General features: G+C 45.6%; 15 protein-coding genes. 8 read left to right on the forward strand and 7 right to left on the reverse strand.

Annotated elements, in window-relative coordinates:
* Positions 1-33 precede the first annotated feature (33 nt).
* Entirely contained in the window at positions 34-414 is a 381-nt protein-coding gene (gene gcvH, locus L3V32_RS20370) for a glycine cleavage system protein GcvH (protein ID WP_046876056.1), read from the reverse strand.
* A 53-nt stretch (positions 415-467) separates the two neighbouring features.
* Complete coding sequence (locus tag L3V32_RS20375) at positions 468-1,763, reverse strand: serine hydroxymethyltransferase (protein WP_237285060.1); 1,296 nt, start codon at positions 1,761-1,763, stop codon at positions 468-470.
* Positions 1,764-2,140: 377 nt separating this feature from the next.
* On the opposite strand from L3V32_RS20375, the gene L3V32_RS20380 reads away from it, so the two are divergent.
* Both L3V32_RS20380 and gcvT read left to right on the forward strand, forming a co-directional pair.
* Positions 2,141-2,764 carry a helix-turn-helix domain-containing protein gene (locus L3V32_RS20380; RefSeq protein ID WP_005395176.1) on the forward strand — a complete coding sequence of 208 codons (624 nt, stop codon included), beginning with the start codon at positions 2,141-2,143 and terminating at the stop codon, positions 2,762-2,764.
* A 260-nt stretch (positions 2,765-3,024) separates the two neighbouring features.
* Positions 3,025-4,143: a glycine cleavage system aminomethyltransferase GcvT gene (gene gcvT / locus L3V32_RS20385; protein ID WP_167427466.1), complete on the forward strand. Its 1,119-nt coding sequence runs from the start codon at positions 3,025-3,027 to the stop codon at positions 4,141-4,143.
* A 131-nt stretch (positions 4,144-4,274) separates the two neighbouring features.
* Here the strand turns inward: gcvT and vdeR are convergent, their stop codons facing one another.
* On the reverse strand, positions 4,275-5,003 hold the full coding sequence (gene vdeR / locus L3V32_RS20390) for an efflux transporter transcriptional repressor VdeR (protein ID WP_006742273.1): 729 nt from the start codon (positions 5,001-5,003) through the stop codon (positions 4,275-4,277).
* 161 nt (positions 5,004-5,164) lie between these two features.
* On the opposite strand from vdeR, the gene L3V32_RS20395 reads away from it, so the two are divergent.
* From L3V32_RS20395 to L3V32_RS20410, 4 genes are all read left to right on the forward strand, one after another.
* Positions 5,165-6,238: an efflux RND transporter periplasmic adaptor subunit gene (locus L3V32_RS20395; protein ID WP_074190630.1), complete on the forward strand. Its 1,074-nt coding sequence runs from the start codon at positions 5,165-5,167 to the stop codon at positions 6,236-6,238.
* The gene (locus L3V32_RS20400) at positions 6,238-7,299 is read left to right on the forward strand and encodes an efflux RND transporter periplasmic adaptor subunit (protein WP_237285061.1); all 1,062 of its coding nucleotides are present in this window, start codon (positions 6,238-6,240) and stop codon (positions 7,297-7,299) included. The genes L3V32_RS20395 and L3V32_RS20400 overlap by 1 nt, the downstream gene beginning before the upstream one ends.
* Positions 7,299-10,358: an efflux RND transporter permease subunit gene (locus L3V32_RS20405; RefSeq protein WP_237285062.1), complete on the forward strand. Its 3,060-nt coding sequence runs from the start codon at positions 7,299-7,301 to the stop codon at positions 10,356-10,358. The genes L3V32_RS20400 and L3V32_RS20405 overlap by 1 nt, the downstream gene beginning before the upstream one ends.
* Positions 10,359-10,533: 175 nt before the next feature.
* Positions 10,534-11,247, forward strand: a complete 714-nt coding sequence (locus L3V32_RS20410) for a hypothetical protein (protein ID WP_237285137.1) — start codon at positions 10,534-10,536, stop codon at positions 11,245-11,247.
* Between the two features lie 82 nt (positions 11,248-11,329).
* Here the strand turns inward: L3V32_RS20410 and fruA are convergent, their stop codons facing one another.
* Genes fruA through fruB form a run of 3 tightly spaced genes read right to left on the reverse strand, consistent with a single transcriptional unit; the run spans position 11,330 to position 15,202 of the window.
* Positions 11,330-13,069 (reverse strand): PTS fructose transporter subunit IIBC, encoded by a 1,740-nt coding sequence (gene fruA / locus L3V32_RS20415; RefSeq protein WP_237285063.1) that lies wholly within the window; start codon positions 13,067-13,069, stop codon positions 11,330-11,332.
* 18 nt (positions 13,070-13,087) lie between these two features.
* A complete protein-coding gene (gene pfkB, locus L3V32_RS20420) occupies positions 13,088-14,059 on the reverse strand; it encodes a 1-phosphofructokinase (RefSeq protein WP_237285064.1) in 972 nt (323 codons plus the stop codon).
* A gap of 9 nt (positions 14,060-14,068) precedes the next feature.
* Complete coding sequence (fruB, locus tag L3V32_RS20425) at positions 14,069-15,202, reverse strand: fused PTS fructose transporter subunit IIA/HPr protein (protein ID WP_145534992.1); 1,134 nt, start codon at positions 15,200-15,202, stop codon at positions 14,069-14,071.
* A 374-nt stretch (positions 15,203-15,576) separates the two neighbouring features.
* Here fruB and cra point away from each other — a divergent pair, with 374 nt between their 5' ends.
* Positions 15,577-16,557, forward strand: a complete 981-nt coding sequence (gene cra, locus L3V32_RS20430; protein WP_006742265.1) for a catabolite repressor/activator — start codon at positions 15,577-15,579, stop codon at positions 16,555-16,557.
* 9 nt (positions 16,558-16,566) lie between these two features.
* On the opposite strand, the gene L3V32_RS20435 is transcribed toward cra, so the two are convergent.
* Complete coding sequence (locus tag L3V32_RS20435) at positions 16,567-17,520, reverse strand: endonuclease/exonuclease/phosphatase family protein (RefSeq protein WP_186437933.1); 954 nt, start codon at positions 17,518-17,520, stop codon at positions 16,567-16,569.
* A 226-nt stretch (positions 17,521-17,746) separates the two neighbouring features.
* Between L3V32_RS20435 and L3V32_RS20440 the strand changes: the two genes are divergently transcribed.
* Positions 17,747-18,280 carry an RNA-binding S4 domain-containing protein gene (locus L3V32_RS20440; RefSeq protein ID WP_053808449.1) on the forward strand — a complete coding sequence of 178 codons (534 nt, stop codon included), beginning with the start codon at positions 17,747-17,749 and terminating at the stop codon, positions 18,278-18,280.
* Positions 18,281-18,371: the final 91 nt, after the last annotated feature.

Genomic DNA, 18,371 nt, shown 5'->3' on the forward strand with positions numbered 1-18,371 from the left:
ACAGGCTAGGGAACAGCTTTCGTCACATCCTAATTACTCTTCTTCGATAGAGTTTAGGTATTCTTCCGCGTCTTTTAAGTCATCCAACTCAGATGGGTTTGAAAGCTTCACTTTTACAATCCAACCACCTTCGTACGGTTCTTCGTTGATTAGCTCTGGGCTGTCTTCTAGTTCTTCGTTGATTTCTACGATTTCACCGGTAACAGGAGAGTAGATATCTGACGCTGCTTTTACAGACTCAACCAAAGAGAAGCTTTCACCTGCTTCTACTTCGTCTTCTACGTCTGGTAGGTCAACGAATACTACGTCACCCAACATTTCTTGCGCATGCTCAGAAATACCAAGTGTTACTGTGCCGTCACCGTTGTCACGTACCCACTCGTGGCTATCTGTAAACTTCAGTGTTTTGTCCATTGCTTAATCTCCAAATAACTTGTCAGGAATTATTGTGATTTTTAAAAAATCGTTTATTGGTAAAGAGGGAAGCGACTGCAAAGTTCTTTTACTTCTTTGCGAACGCGTTTTTCAACGTCTGCGTCACCTTCTGGGTTGTTCACCAAACCATCCAGTACGTCACCAATCCAATTACCGATGAGTTTGAATTCTTCAGCGCCAAAGCCGCGGCTTGTACCCGCAGGCGTTCCTAAACGGATGCCCGATGTAATCATAGGCTTCTCTGTATCGAATGGGATGCCATTTTTGTTACATGTGATCCCAGCACGTTCTAGAGCTTCTTCTGCTTTGTTGCCTTTCAAGCCTTTAGGGCGAAGGTCAACCAGCATTAGGTGCGTGTCTGTGCCACCAGTTACGATGTCGCAACCGCGAGTTTGCAATACTTCCGCTAGGACTTTTGCGTTATTGATCACCGAATCAATATAAGTTTTAAATTCAGGGCCAAGTGCTTCTCCAAATGCAACCGCTTTTGCTGCGATAACGTGCATCAGTGGGCCGCCTTGTAGGCCAGGGAATACGGCGGAGTTGATTTTCTTAATGATGTCTTCGTGGTTAGTCAGGATCATACCGCCGCGAGGGCCACGCAATGTTTTGTGTGTTGTGGTGGTCACAACATGTGCATGTGGCAATGGGCTAGGGTGTGCACCTGTTGCGATAAGGCCAGCAATGTGCGCCATATCGACCATAAGAATTGCGCCAACTTCGTCAGCGATTTCACGGAACTTAGCAAAATCGATAACGCGTGGAATAGCACTGCCACCCGCGATGATCATCTTTGGTTTGTGCTCAAGAGCCAGTTGGCGAACGTCTTCGTAGTTGATTTCAAGTGTTTCGCGATCAACGCCGTATTGAACTGCGTTAAACCATTTACCAGAAAGTGCTGGGCGTGCACCGTGCGTTAGGTGACCACCAGCGTCCAAAGACATGCCAAGAATGGTGTCGCCTGGTTGAAGAAGAGCCAGTTTCACCGCACCATTTGCTTGAGCGCCTGAGTGAGGTTGAACGTTTGCGTATTCGCAATTAAAAAGTTTTTTCGCGCGTTCGATGGCAATGGCTTCCACTGTATCTACGTGCTCACAACCACCGTAGTAACGACGACCTGGATAACCTTCAGCGTATTTGTTTGTTAGGCATGTGCCTTGAGCTTGCATTACCGCTTTAGAAACAATGTTCTCAGAAGCGATAAGTTCGATTTGTTCGTTTTGGCGAGCGGATTCCGCCTGAATTCCAGCAAAGACAGCATCATCTGTCGCAGAGAGGTTGGTAGAGAAAAAGTTTTCCAAGCTGTGGTTAGGGTAACTCTTATTCATGGTAGTTGACCTTCCAAATCTTAAAATGAACCCGCAATAGATGAATTATGATTTGCGGTTGTGGTTCATTTGTCCTCAAAACAGCTGAACTGCATAGCAGAACAGAGTGAACATCCGGCCCTAAATGTGGGCAAAAACTCCGTCGGATTGCGTGTTTCCTTTACCAATCTCTTACGGAAATATGCATCTCTACATCTAACAAGTTGGTAACATAGCGCCTGCGGCGGGAACAATCAACCAAAAATTTCCTATAGGAAACAAGATTTCAAAATTTGTTAACAAGAGCACGGTTTAATTCACTTGGTGGACTTTTATCCACTATGTGCTTCATGCACAATGCTAGTAGGACAAAAATAAGGATATCTATAGAGGGATTTATGGCAGAAAGTATTTACGATGAATACCCATCGATGACGTTAGCGAAAGAGCAAAATGATCAAAATATCGAGCCATTAAAGCTGGGTCAGCGTATCAAGGATATCCGCTCAAAACTTGGTATTACACTAGAAGAAGCCAGTCAGCGAACAGGGCTTGCTCGTTCTACACTGAGTAAAATAGAAAATGAGCAGATTTCTCCGACATTTCAAGCAATGCAAAAATTGGCGCTTGGCTTACAAATTGATATGCCGCAACTCTTTGAGCCACCTAGAAAAAAGGTTGCGACAGGGCGTAGGGATGTTACCAAGAAGAATGAAGGCAAACCACACCCAACGCAAACCTATGAACATGAACTGCTCGCTACTCAACTTTCCAATAAGAAAATGATGCCGTTTAAGAGCCAAATTCGTGCTCGCAGTTTTGATGAATACAAAGACTGGGTTCGTCATGATGGCGAAGAATTTCTGCTTATCTTATCTGGTGAGGTCATGTTCTATTCTGAGTTCTACGAACCTGTGGTTCTAAGCGAGGGCGACAGCGTCTATTACGATGCGAACATGGGACATATGTTGACCAGTGTTAGCGAGGAAGATGCGCACATTTTGTGGGTGACAGCCAAATAGTAATAAATTATTGTAAATTTCCTATAGTGAAAGCAAACGATTGCTGTCGGTGGTCGTTATGATGAAAAGGCGCTTTTTTGATGAGAACACACTCATTAAAGCGCTTTTTTTGTACGATTTGTTGTGATTAAAATGTTAAGAGTCACACTTTTGCAAGTCGATCTACGTCTTGTTCGTGCAAAATAGAATGAGCCGTGTTTATTATTGGAAACACATCGAATGCCGATAGCATTCTCGGGTCTATCTAAATGGAGACGAAAATGACTCAAGAACTACTGAAAACACCACTACACGCACTTCACGTTGAAGTTGGTGCCAAAATGGTCCCGTTCGCGGGTTACGATATGCCTGTTCAGTATCCTCTAGGCGTAAAAAAGGAACACTTACACACTCGTGATGCGGCAGGTCTGTTTGATGTTTCTCATATGGGACAACTTCGCCTAATTGGTGACGGTGCAGCTGCGTTCCTAGAAACATTAGTGCCAGTAGATATTGTGGATCTTGAGTCTGGTAAACAGCGTTATGCGTTCTTCACTAATGAAGAGGGCGGCATCATGGATGACTTGATGGTAGCGAACCTAGGCGATCATCTTTTTGTGGTTGTGAACGCGGCATGCAAAGAACAAGACATTGCACACCTACAATCGCATTTGCCATCTGGTGTTGAGTTAGAAATTATTGAAGACCGTGCTCTGCTTGCGATCCAAGGCCCTAAAGCGGCAGCTGTATTGGCGCGTTTTGCCCCAGAAGTTTCTGACATGCTGTTCATGGATATTCGTAAAGTCGATATTTTAGGCGCCGAATGCATTGTTTCTCGTAGTGGCTACACTGGCGAAGATGGTTACGAGATCTCGGTTCCTGCTGACAAGGCAGAAGAACTAGCACGTAAACTGACCGCAGAAGAGGAAGTTGAATGGATTGGCCTTGGTGCTCGTGATTCACTTCGTCTTGAGTGTGGTCTTTGCCTATACGGTCATGACTTAGATACAACAACTACGCCTGTAGAAGCGAGCTTGTTATGGGGCATCCAAAAGGTTCGTCGTATCGGCGGTGAACGTGAAGGTGGTTTCCCAGGTGCGGATATTATTCTTAAGCAGATCGAGACCAAAGATGTGGCGCGCAAGCGTGTCGGTTTAGTTGGCCAAACTAAAGCACCAGTACGTGAAGGCGCGGAATTGTTTGATGCTGATGGCGTTAAAATTGGCGTTGTCACCAGCGGCACTGCGGGTCCAAATGCAGGTAAGCCTGTCTCAATGGGTTATGTGCGTGCTGATCTTGCTGCGATTGGTACCGAATTGTTCGCTGAAGTACGCGGAAAAATGCTACCAATGACGGTTGAGAAAATGCCGTTTGTACCGCAACGTTACTACCGCGGTTAGGTTACTCATTATTGTCATTCTTCGCGTATTCGCGAGGCAAGAAACAAGCAAAAATGCCGAGCTTTCTAGCTCGGCATTTTTATGTATATCGGTTTTATATACGCTTGGAAGTTATCGTAGTTTCTGCAGCCTTATCCGACCGCTTTGTCGATTGTACAACACATGTCGATAACGATATCTTCAAGTTTTTCCGGATGAATCATGTCTTCTTTTGCAATCCCAAACTGAGACGCCATGATCGTATTGAACAACTCCCAATGTTTGATCAGCATTTTTTCGCGATTATCAGCGATGTCAGGCCATGTCTCTTGCATCATCGGAGTAAGACTGATTGCACCATGTGCAAAAATCAACATCTGCCACTTTGATTCCCACTGATCAAATTGGGCGTTAGGGTTTTCACTGTTGTACTGCTCAAAAATTCCGGTAAATATCGCAGCAAACTCATCTTTTGACTTTAAGAAATACTGCAGCAGGGCACCATCATCGCCTTGGCGAATAGCATCAGCGATCATCTGTACTGGGTGAGGATTAACGAGCGCAAATGCCAGCATGCGAACCATGAACAGATAAATTTTTCTATTCGAAGGTGTGTTCTCAGGCATCTCATTGATTAATTCAGCCATATAGCACTGCATGAATTCATCCATCGCGTCGCTAACCGCTTGCCAAATCTTCTCTTTGCTGCCGAAGTGGTGACGGATCAAACTATGTGAAACACCAGCCTTTTCACTGATATTGCGCAGTGAGACACGCTCGTAACCAAGTTCACAAAACATATCTGCTGCCACCTTAAGGATCAGACACTTAGTTTGTTCTGCGGCTTCAGCACTTCTACGCCCCTGCTTTCTTTCATTCATAGTTCGAATTTTCCCGAATATTAATCAACGCGCTTACTTTTACCAGAAACCGGACGCTTTGACTAATTAATTTGCTTTCCACCTGGAAAATATGTTGATCAATTTCAAATTCTGCATATACTGCACGACTGTGTAATATATAAAACCTACGGAGAAAGCGGGTGCGAAAACAATATTTAAAGCGCACTTTAGTTGGTGCTGTGGTGACATTAAGTCTCTCTGGCATGCTAACTGGGTGTAACAAAGCCATTTCCGAGCCGTCTGAACCTTTAATCAAACCTGTAAAATTACTGGCGGTGAAAGATCTAGAAGTTGAAGACTCGCATGCCTTTTTAGCGCGTATTGATGCGACACATCGCGCACAGCTTTCTTTTCAGGTTGGTGGTGAGGTCGATGAATTACTTGTTCGCATGGGCCAAGAGGTAAAAAAAGGTGAAGTGCTTGCAACGTTAGACCCTAAAGATCTTCAGCTTGCGTTAGACGCCTCTCAAGCTCAGTTCGCGTTAGCAAAAACGCAATGGGAGCGCGCGAAAAACCTTTATGGAAAAAAGCTGATTAGTACAGATGAGTACGACCAGAAAGAAACTCAATATAAAGCGGCATTGGCAAACTACGAACAAGCCAAAACAGATTTGAGTTATACCAAGATTCACGCACCTTTTGATGGCATCGTGTCATACACCTATGTCAACCCGTTTCAAGTGGTCGCAGAGAAGCAAGAGATCCTGAATCTTATCGATAACACGACCTTAGATGTGTCGTTCACACTGCCAGTCAGTTATGCGGAATCCGTATCACTTGAGTCACTGCAAAACTCCGATATGTGGGTGACGATGGATAGCGAGCCAGGAAAACGTATCCCTGGAAAATTTAAAGAAATTTCGACTCAGCCAAATGTCGATACCAACAGTTATGAGGCGATCGTAACCATTACTCGACCAGAAGATCGCAATTTGCTAACAGGTATGACAGGGCAGGTACACATAGCTAAACAACATCTATCGGACGCGATGACGTTGCCTCAATCCGCTTGGGTAAACAAAAAAGAGACGCAAGGCGAAGTGTGGGTAATGGACAGAAACACACAGCAAGTTAATAAAGTCACTGTGTCTCTTGATGCCTCTGGAGGTGTGAAAGCAGGGCTTGATAACAATGATTACGTTGTTGTTGCTGGCGTTGAGCGACTGGTCGAAGGACAAGTCGTGAAAGCTTGGGTTCGTGAGGGAGGCATTTAATGAAACGATCTCTATTTACGATCTCTGCAATTGCGCTTGCAGTTTTAACGGGTTGCAAAAATGAAAACCAAGCTTTCGTCGAGCAGCCGCTTTTTGTGTCGACTATCTCTGTGGATGCGCCGGTACAAAGCCAATATCGAGCTTTTAAAGGAATAGTTGTACCAGCAGAGCAAACACCTATGGCATTCCGCCGCGCGGGAGAAATTCAACACGTGTTGGTGAAAGCGGGCGACGTTGTTAAGCAAGGCCAAATGATCGCAAAGCTGGATGACAGTAAAGAAAAGCAAGCCGTAAATGACGCAGAAGCGCAATATACACTGGCGATACGTCAGCTCAAACGCGGCGAAGACCTACACGCACGTCAGATGATCTCAAAAGCCGAGCTTGATGAGCTAACAGCTAATAAAGAGTTGGCAGAGGCTAATTTCTATAACGCCACCAATCAATTGAACTACACCCGTTTATTCGCCCCGTTTGCCGGTAAAGTGTCTGACGTTTTCAAAGAGCGTTTTGAACGTGTGGCAGTTGGGGAGCCGGTGTTGAACCTATATCAAAACGATTTGGTGTACGTGCGTATTGAGCTTTCCGACAATGTTCTCGCTATGGTGGACCCAAATTCAGATAACATGAGCTACAAACCTAGAGCAACTTTCTCCGGCATTAATGACACATTTGCTTTGGACTATTTAGAGCACACAAGTGAGCCTAACTCCGAAACTCAAACTTACGAAATGTATTTGACGATGCCACAGCCAAAAGCAGAGATTCTACCGGGAACCAGCGTCAGTGTTCTGGTCGATATGGTGAAAGCGGGGATTACCTCCATCGATGGTTACAGTATTCCAGTAACGGCGCTTCAAGCGGGCAGCGAAGAGAATGAGTTCTTTGTATGGAAAAAAGAGGGTGACGTTGTCACTCAGGTGCCTGTGATGATTTCTCAAGTGAATGGCAACGGAGCTATTGTGTCGTCGGGAGTTAAGGAAGGCGACGTTCTGATTAATTCAAACCTACGTAAATTACGTGAAGGGAAACATGTGGATGTTGTGGAGAATAAACAATAATGAACATTGCTGAGTACTCAATAAAAAATAAAGTCATCAGCTGGTTGTTTATTATTATCCTTGCTGTTGGTGGTCTAACGTCGTTTTTGGAGCTTGGGCGACTAGAAGACCCGGCATTTACGATTAAAGATGCCATGATCATTTCAACATACCCTGGCGCGACGTCGAAAGAGGTTGAAGAAGAGCTGACGTATCCTTTAGAAAAAGAGATTCGAAAGCTTCCTTATATAGACAAAATTACCTCTACGTCTTCTGATGGTATGTCTCAAATCACGGTCAGTATGGAAATGGACTATGGTCCTGATGAACTGCCGCAAATTTGGGATGAAATGCGCCGTAAAATTAATGACTTGCGACCAACTTTGCCTCAGGGCGTACAATCTTTGCAGATCATTGATGATTTCGGTGACGTTTATGGTGTGATGTTAATGCTCACTGGTGACGATTACGACTATGTGGAGCTAAAACGCTATGCTGATTACCTGACTCGTGAAATCGAGCTGGTTGATGGCGTAGGAAAGGTGGATATCACGGGCGATCAACAAGAAATGCTGTTTGTTGAGATCTCTCTTGACCGCCTTGCCGCGCTGAACTTAGACATGAACGTGGTTGCGAGCTTGTTGAACCAACAAAACAATGTGGTTTCAGCAGGGGAAGTGATGGTCAATGGCGAAAGCCTTGTCATTCGTCCAAGTGGTACCTTAAACACCGTAGAAGCGCTAGAAAACTTGATCATTCATGGTCGTGACACTGGGAACCTAATTCGTCTAAAAGACGTAGCAACGATTTCTCGTGGTATCCAAGAGAAGCCAAGCAACGTCGTACTCTTTAACGGTCAAAAAGCAATTAATATCGGTATCTCGTTTGCGTCAGGTGTGAACGTGGTTGAGGTTGGCGAACGTTTGGATGCGGAGCTTGCGAGCCTTGAGTCTATCAAGCCTGCTGGCATCGATATGAACTACTTTTACAACCAAGCCAATGAAGTGGATGAGTCCGTGAAAGCGTTCGTAATTAGCCTAGCAGAGGCAGTGGCGATCGTTATCATCGTTCTGCTGTTTACGATGGGCTTACGCAGTGGTGTCATCATTGGCGTCGTGCTGTTATTGACGGTGTTCGGTACCTTCATATTGATGAATTACAACAATATCGAGCTGCACCGTATTTCTCTTGGCGCGTTAATTATTGCTCTGGGTATGCTGGTTGATAACGCGATTGTGGTCGTGGAAGGCATCTTGGTTGGCCTAAAAAAAGGGCGCACTAAAGTTCAAGCGGCCGTCGATATTGTAAAGCAAACACAGTGGCCTTTGCTTGGCGCAACCATCATTGCGATTACGGCTTTTGCACCTATCGGTTTGTCGCAAGATGCAACGGGTGAGTTCATGGGCTCTCTATTCTGGGTGCTGTGTTTCTCACTATTTTTGAGCTGGATTACCGCTATTACGCTGACGCCATTCCTCGCAGATCTATTGTTGAAAGAAGAGGACAAGGGCCAAGATACCAACGAAGAAGATCCCTATAAAGGTTGGCTGTTTGTTGTATTTGGCGCATCGCTGAAATTCGCACTGCGATTCCGTTGGCTCACGGTTGCTGGCATGGTCGCGCTATTAGTGGGTGCTGTCGTGGCATTTGGTAATGTAAAACAGCAGTTCTTCCCACCATCGAACACGCCGATGTTTTACGTTGATATGTGGATGCCAGAAGGTACGGACATCCGCGAAACGATCAAAAAAACTGAAGAGGTAGAAAGCTACATTCGTCAGCAAGATGATATTGACTTTGTTTCTGCTTCAATTGGGCAGGGTTTGCAGCGTTTCGCTCTGACTTACCAGCCAGAGAAAAGCTACGAAGCGTACGCCCAGTTCCAAGTTCGCGCCACTGATCGTGAGAGCATGTTCGGTTTGTTGCACAAATTAGACGCTAACCTTGCGAAGACGTTTGATGCACCGACATTTCAATTTAAATTGATGGAGTTTGGCCCTTCACCAGCGTCTAAGATCGAAGCGCGTATTACTGGTCCCGACCCACAAGTTTTGCGTGATTTAGCGGTGCAAGTTGAAGACATCCTTCATACCGACCCTGGTGCCCGAAACATTCGTCACGATTGGCGAGAGCGTACTAAGGAGCTTGTGCCTGTTTTCAATGAGTCTAAAGCTCGTCGCTTGGGCATTTCGAAAGAAGATCTTTCAAGCACACTACAAATGGCGTTTGGTGGTAGCACGTTGGGTTACTTACGCGATGGTACACACACTTTGCCAATTATGACGCGCCTTCCTGAAGAAGAACGCGTGGACTTTGAATCACTACAAAACGTGACCATTTGGAGCCCATCACTGCAAACGTATATTCCGGTCGACCAAGTGATTGATGGCGTTAAATTGGATTGGAGCGAGCCGCTAATTCAGCGTCGTGACCGCAAGCGCACGTTAACTGTGCTCGCTGACCACGATGTGTTGAGCGACGACACGGCGGCAAGCTTGTTTGCACGTGTGCAGCCTAAAGTGATGGCACTGCATATTCCAGAAGGTTACGAAATCACATGGGGTGGTGAGTATGAATCATCGAAAGATGCGCAAGAAGGTCTGTTTGGTTCGTTGCCGATGGGTTACTTGTTGATGTTCATCATTACTATTTTGCTGTTTAACTCAATTAAAAAGCCGTTGGTCATTTGGTTCACCGTGCCGTTGGCGATCATTGGTGTTGCCTTTGGTTTACTTACCACTAATATGCCGTTCAGCTTTACAGCATTCCTTGGTTTGCTGAGCCTAAGTGGCATGATTTTGAAAAACGGTATTGTGTTGCTTGATCAAATTAACCTTGAGTTGGAATCAGGGAAAGAGCCTTACCTCGCGATTGTCGATAGTGCGATCAGTCGTGTTCGTCCGGTAAGTATGGCTGCTCTGACGACCATCTTGGGGATGATTCCACTCGTCTTCGATGCCTTCTTTGGATCGATGGCAATAACGATTATGGCAGGTCTTGGTTTTGCTACAGTACTGACACTGATTGTAGTGCCAGTAATGTTTGCGATTCTGTTTAGGGTAAAACCGACCACTGCATAGGGACTCCTGGCTATTTGCCAGCTTCCTGCCTAGCCCTGAAGGTCTTCTTCAGGGCTTTTTTGATCTTACCAATGTACACCAATCCATTCATTTACTTGATTCTAATGATTTTCTTACGAATGCAATGCAAATCATGCGTATACTGATGGAACGATACATCAAAGAGCGAGATAACATGAACAAGCGCGTATTACACGGACTCTTCTTCGTCGGTTCTTTCACCTTGGTCGGCTGTACTACGACAGACAGTATGACTACAGAAGAGGCTAAGCAAGCCGTTCCTAAAATCAACAGCGTTAGCACTGAAGTCATCTCCAACTGGATTGATAGCAAGGTTTTAGCGCCTGAAGGGCTTTCACTCGAACAAGACAATCTACGTTATATATCGGGTAGCGCCGACTTAAACAGCGATGGCAATGCAGAACACATTGTATTGCTACAGGACCGTTATTTCTGTGGCAGCGGTGGTTGTGCAGCTTATATGTTTGATAATGGGGGGAACGTTATCAATCGAATGTCTGTCACTCGCACGCCTATTGTACTTGCAGATAGTTACAGCAATGGCTGGCAAGATTTCATCGTTTGGAGTAATGGCTCATATCGACTCATGAGTTACAACGGTGAATCTTACCCGAGTAACCCTTCTTTGGAGCCAAAGGTGGATCGTGACTCAAACCAGCAGGCGGCAATTGCGAATGTAATGGCGACAGAGCTTTATCAGCAAGATGGCTATGACATTGTGCCCGCTGATTCGAAAACTTTGTGGACGCCAGCCAATGTATACCACTTCACCTTTAAACATTACGGTGATCCGCATAGTACTTATAAAGCGACGGTGGATATGAATAGTGGGGAAGTAGACATTGTTGCCGTTCCGGCTGCGGAATAAAAAACACCTCCCTTAACCGGAATTAAAGGGAGGTGCTGAATGCCAAATTCGAGGGTGGCATTGTTAAGCGGAGTAATTCTGTTTATGCCGCGACTTCTTGTTTGGCTTCTGCTTTGCTTTTTAAGAAAGCGTAAGTAAAGCCAGTTACTGCTGTACCAGCTGCGATAGCCACTAAGTACATTAACACTGGTGAAATGGCGTTAGGGATTAACAGTACGAATAGACCGCCGTGTGGTGCCATTAATTTTGCACCGAACAGCATGGATAGGGCACCAGTAAGCGCGCCACCTGCCATACAAGATGGAATCACACGCATTGGATCTTTGGCGGCAAATGGAATTGCGCCTTCAGAGATGAAACACAGGCCCAATACAAATGATGCTTTACCAGCCTCACGTTCATTTTGTTCAAATTTGTTCTTCGCAATGAAGGTCGCTAAACCCATACCTAGCGCAGGAACCATACCTGCTGCCATGATTGCTGCCATTGGCGCGTAAGTTTGCGAAGCCAATAGACCGACGCCAAATGCGTAAGCGGCTTTGTTTACTGGGCCACCTAGGTCGAAACACATCATCGCACCAAGGATAATACCTAGCAGAACTGCACTGTCAGATCCCATGTTGTTTAGGAAGTCAGTCAGGCCGTTCATGATGCCTGAAACTGGGCCACCTACGATGTAGATCATCACAAGGCCGGTGAACAGTGTTGCCACAAATGGAATGATCAGAATTGGTTTAAGCGCTTCCATCGATTGTGGGAGTTTTACTTTGTCCGCAAGGAGCTTCGCTGCATAACCGGCAATGAAGCCAGCTGCGATACCTCCTAGGAAACCAGCACCCGTTGAACTTGCTAGCATACCGCCAACAAGACCAGGAGCCAGGCCCGGACGGTCAGCAATTGAGAACGCGATGTAACCCGCAAGAACAGGAATCATCAATGCGAATGCAGAGCCACCACCAATGTTCATCAATGCTGCAGCTAGCGTGCCTTCTTCTTTAAATGCTTCAATGCCAAACACGAACGATAGGGCGATGATCAAACCACCAGCGACAACCACAGGCAGCATGTGCGATACCCCTGTCATCAAGTGTTTGTAAGCGCCTTTCTTCTCGTCTGCTGCCGAAGCAGAATTTGCAGAACCTGAATGTTGGTAAATCATGGCTTGCTCGAATGCTTTGTCCATCTCTTCGGCTGTTTTCTTCAGAGCTGGGCCTGTTTTCGTGCGGTACATCTTTTTGCCGTTGAAGCGATCAAGTGGCACTTCGATATCTGCAGCAATGATCACTAGATCAGCGTCTGCGATGTCTTGATCTGTCAGTTGGTTTTTCGCACCAACTGAACCACGAGTTTCCACCTTGATTTGATGGCCACGGCGTTTGCCTTCTTCTTCTAGCGCTTCTGCTGCCATAAAGGTATGCGCAACGCCAGTAGGACAAGCGGTGATTGCGACAATTTTCTTCGCTGCTGATGTTGCTTCAGGAGTGATAGGGGCTGCAAGTGTGGTTGCTTTTTCAAGTAAAGTGGCGTTTTCAACCGCTTGCTGGAGAAACGCAGTTGCGTCTTTTGCTACTTCGCGGATTTCCGCTTGGTAAACCTTTTTCCCTACGAAACGAGAAGTATCCACGCAAGTATTTGCCGCAATGATAATGACTTCTGCTTGCTCAACGTCAGCTTCCGTCAGCAATGTAGGTTCAACCACACTTGATTGACATTCGATTTTTGCATTCCAGGTTAATTTTGCGGCTGCTTGTTCTAGTAACCCTGCCGCAAGGATGCTATTTGCAACACCGCTCGGACAGGCAGTAATAATGGCAATATTCATACGATAACCTTCTGTTCCTTAGTTTTGTTCTAAGTTTGTAATAGGGTAAAGCTCGCTAACTTCAGTTTGCTGCTTGATGTTCTCCAGTTCTTCCTGACTGGTTAGCCCTACGCCGATTTGACTAACTGCCAAGGCAGAAAGTGCTGTAGCGAAGCGCAATAAATCGTTTTTCGGCATCAGTTGCATGTGACCCCAACACAAGCCAGCAACTAGCGTATCGCCTGCGCCAACGGTGCTTACCACATTCATTCGAGGGGGTTGTGCACGAAGCCATTCGCCTTGGTTTAGCCACATCACACCGTCAGCACCCATCGACACAACAATGTTCTCGATGCCTTTGTCACTCAGTGTTTGCGCGGCGGCTTGGCATTGTTCTGGTGTTTCTAGGTGTTCGCCAACAAAATCACCAAGTTCTTCATCGTTAGGCTTAATCAACCATGGGTGAGCCTCAATACCTGATTTCAATGCAGCTTTACTGCTGTCGAACAACACCTTTTTGCCTTGTTGATGCAGTGCTTTTATCCACGCAGCACATTGTTCGGCGGTTACGCCTCCAGGTAAGCTACCCGCAAGCACAAAGTAATCATGAGTCTCTGCGAGACGGAATAGCGTCTCCTCAAAGCGAGCAATTTCGTCAGCCGTTACTTGAACACCAGGGAAGTTAATGTCACTAACGTTGCCACTAGCCTCAACGAGCTTGACGTTGATACGAGTGGCACCTTGTACTTCTACAAACTCATTCTTAACGCCGATGTCATTGAAAAGCTGATGGAATAGCTCAGGGTTATCTTTACCAAGAAAGCCGGTAACCGTGACATCTGCGCCTAAATCGCTCAACACTTTTGCTACGTTGACACCTTTACCTGCAGCATGGAGATTGCTTTGCTGCACTAGGCTCACGGAACCAACGTTTAGCTCATTTACTGAACCTGTTAAATCTAATGCCGGGTTGAGCGTAATAGTGACAACTTTACTTGTTTTGTTCGTCATATCGGCTCCTTAACCTTCACCAAGGCCAGAAGCGATAGCATTCCCGATAGACTCCAAGGCTTGCGGTGCATCAGGGCCTTCCGCAGTAAATTGAAGTTGATGACCGTGCTTAACGCCAAGCGCAATGACTTTCATTAGGCTCTTCGCGTTTACTGTTTTGCCATCACCGTCTAGGTTGGCAACGCGAATGGTGGATTCAAATTTTTTCGCTTCCGCCACTAACATTGCACCCGGACGAGCATGTAAACCATGAGAGTTTTTGATTTTAAATACAGCGGTATTGCCTTCTTCTGAAGATGCGGCTGTGACTTCTTCACCTTTAAACAAAGCAAGAATCTGTTCTACTGATGCATCTAAAAGCTTGCCGTGCTCATTGTTAAACACAATATGAGAAAGCGTTTTTAGGATAGGCTGGTGAGCATTGTTACATGCCGCAAACGCGACAAGTGCACGCACTTTTTGACCTTCATATTCGCAGTCGTTTGCCGTCGAGACAAATGACACGCCTGTGCGAGTTACATGTTTGTCACTGCCAATTAACCAAAGGCCATTACCTAAGTGAGTTGGTGTTTTGGTAACGAGATCTGCGACGAACTCGTTATCAGCACAGCCCGTGTTTTTCAAAAGACCACCAGCAACAGCACTCATTTGTAGCATATCGCTCGCAGGGAACATAAGTTGAATTAAAGAAGCGTCAAAGTCTGCTTCAAGCTGAACATCACCGTGGAGCAGGGCAATAATCTCGTCTTCATTTTTTGCATTACGTAGGCGTTCTTCTACGCCGTCAGCGCCTAGCACTTTCGTTAGCTGTTTAAGAATGCCAAGGTGCTCATCAGATTTAGCTGCAATGCCGATAGCGACGAATACCGTGTTACCATCACCCCAGTCGACACCTTGTGGAAAGTGGTGCACAGCAACACCCGTTGTTTTCACCATTGAGCGAGTGTCAGTCGTGCCGTGCGGGATGGCAATACCGTTCCCCAAAAACGTAGAGTTTTGGTTTTCACGGTTTACCATGCCTTCCACATAACCTTGTTCAACAAGGCCTTTGTCTGTCAGGCTTTGCGCAATATTCTTGATTGCTGCAAACTTATCTGTCGCTGATTGCGAGAGGGTAATGTCGTTCTTATTTAGCTTAAGCATGGTGCTTCTCCAGCCTTAAGGTATCAATTTAAAAATGTATTCTGTGTGAGAAGTTGAACGCTGCTTCTGCTGAGCGCTTATCACTCCTCAAACCATTCTATTTTTCAAGCTAAATCGATTCAGCTTATTGGTGAATTTTTTAAAAGACTCAGAAAAACTATTTTAAAAACTGACGTTAACAAATGAGTCTTTGGCGCTGTCCTATAGCCTAGCCTACAAATTGGTTTGTTGTGTATTCAGGTGATTTACGTCAATTTTTAAGTTTTGCTGAATCCTTTCAGCTTTTATACTGAATCGGTTCAGCTTATAATTCAACTTATCGAAAGATCGCTGATGTATTAATATGATCGCGCGCACAGAATAAGGTTTAGAATATGACACTGGATGAAATAGCCAAATTAGCAGGCGTTTCTAAGACAACTGCAAGCTATGTGATTAACGGAAAAGCGCAGAAATACCGCATCAGCGAGAAGACTCAGAAGAAAGTGATGGCCGTTGTAGAAGAATACAATTATAAGCCAGATCATGCGGCGTCTTCTTTGCGAGCAGGTAATTCACGCTCATTTGGGCTTATCATCCCAGACTTAGAAAACACCAGTTATGCGCGTCTTGCAAAACTGATTGAACAAAACTCGCGTAAAGCAGGGTACCAAATTTTAATTGGCTGCTCTGATGATGATCCTGATACAGAGCAAAAGGTGGCGGAAGCGTTAGTCAGTCGTCGCATTGATGCGTTGTTTGTGGCAAGTGGTATGCCCACTGCAAACGAGTATTATCTTAAGTTGCAAAATTCTGGTACGCCAGTTATCGCGCTAGACCGCCCAATGGATGATGAGCACTTTTGTTGTGTCATCAGCGAAGATTTTGACGCCGCACTTGAACTCACTCAGTCAGTACTGTCCGAGGATATAAAGTCCATTGGCTTAATCGGCGCATTGCAAGATCTTCAAGTTTCAAAAGAGCGTGAGCTCGGTTTTCGATCCGCATCTCAACAAGGTGGCAAAACGGCAACAGTGGGTTATGGGCAGCACTTCTCCCGAGAAGAAGGTAAGAAAGTCTTAGAGAGATGGCTAGCAGAGAACGAGCTGCCAGATGCCATTGTCACAACGTCATACACACTGTTAGAAGGTGTGTTGGATGTGATGCTCGAAAAGCCAGAACTCATGAGCAAAGTTCGCCTAGCGACGTTTGGTGATAATCGACTGCTGGACTTCTTGCCAGTGAAAATCAACTCTTTACCTCAACAATTTGAGTTGATCGCGGACAGCGCAATGGAGTTAGCGCTCAACGCTTCCGCCAAACGTTATAAACCGGGTGTTGAGTTGATTCCACGTAAAATTGTTAAACGTCACTAAACAGGTTACTCAAAGCTTTACTTCAGCCGTCAGCGCCACAAATGCGTGGTCGCTGGCGTTTTTATCTCTGTCATAAATCGGGTTGATCAGATGTTGGTTAGACACCTGATAATCAACAACCTCGGCAACCGATATATCTGATAAGGTGTCAAACTCTTGAGAGAGCAAGATATAGTCGAGCACATTCCCAGTGGAAAAATGATAATGCGTAGCGGGGCGTTCATCCTTCAGAGTGTCACTTTGTAATGACCATCCATCTTTGAGTTGCAATTCAGTGACGCTGTCACCAGCATTGGATACCAATGCGCTATTAACACTGGTTAGAGTGATAGGTTGATTCATATCACCCATTAACACCGTTGGCATTGGCTCCTTTCTATACCTTTTTTGCATCGCGTCTCTTAACATCGCTGCTTCCCAACCTCTTTGCTGGGTGGATAACCAGCGCCCAATAATCGTGCTAGACGTTTCTGGTTGTTCTGAGTCGGCTGGGCGTTGAGATTTTAGGTGCGTCACGTAAACGGCGATATGACCGAGTACAGGATGTATGACTTGGGCATAGATAGGTTTTCGACTGAACTCTGGAGCAACACTTACTCCAAAAGGCTCAAGCGTTGCTAAGTCAAATTCTACAGCTTGTACTTTTTCGATTGGAAACCGAGATGCGATTGCCACAACAGGGCTTGAGTAAATGTACTCATCCTCTACATGTGGGGTGTCAACGGTCGCAAAGTAGGGGTAGCCGATGGTTGAAAAGAATGCGCGAGTTTGCTCAATACTGAACACCTCTTGTAAGCCAATCACGTCAGCTTCCAGTTTTTCAACTTGACGTTGCGTCCAAGCAAGTTTGTCTTGCCATTGCTCTAACGAGTAGATGTTTTCGAAATCATAGTAGGCATCAGGAGGTGCGACAAAATTAAACAAGTTAGCCGTGACAAAGGTAATTCTGCTTGGTTGAGACAAAGTATTCGCTCTTTTCAACAATAACTTGAAGAGTATATACCTTCAGACTGCGTAATTGCAGCTTCGTTTGAGCCAAGCCTCGACATACAAGCTAACGAGCAGCAAGTTAAATGGGTTAAGAGGTGCTCAAATGCCAAGGCTAATCAGTGATTGAGCATCGGCAGAGGTTTCTATTTTTAAGCATTGCGTTTAAACTTCAGGGCATCAAATAGTAAGAGTAAGTAACATGACCCAAGATTACGACCACGAAGAGTATTTAGAAGGCGAAGAGATTGAGATCGAAGCGATTGGCATCGACGTTGATGCGCATCCGATCGAACTGTACAAGCTTTTTAAAATCGCGAACTTGGTCAGCGGTGGCGGCGAAGCAAAGCATATCATCGAAGAAGGTTACGTCGCGGTGAATGGTGAGCTAGAAACACGTAAGCGCCGCAAGATGTATGATGGTGACTTTTTTGAGTTTAACCAGGAATATTATGTTGTGGTTTGCGATGCGCCAGTAACTGAACCTGAAACGGCAGAGCAAAAAGCGGAAAAGAAAGCGAAGAAAGAAGCGCAATCTGCACGTAAAGAGAAATCTCGCCAAAGCAAGTCAGCTAAAGGCTCTGGACCTAAGTCAACAGGCCGAAAAGCAGCGCATAAAGAGCGGAAAGCACAACAAAACGCGCTGTCGCAATCGGCGAAGAAAGGTAAGAAAGCTGAAAAGCCGCAAGCGACTCGTGATCCGAAGAGCGGACGTAACTCTATTGACTTTTTCTAAGCAAATTAATACCTAGCTAGGCAGGTCATCGCCAAGCAAAACCAAAAAGCGCCGAGTATATATCGGCGCTTTTTTGGTTTTACTGTATCGT

The sequence above is a fragment of the Vibrio sp. J2-4 genome (assembly GCF_021728155.1).
GTDB classification, from domain to species: domain Bacteria; phylum Pseudomonadota; class Gammaproteobacteria; order Enterobacterales; family Vibrionaceae; genus Vibrio; species Vibrio diabolicus.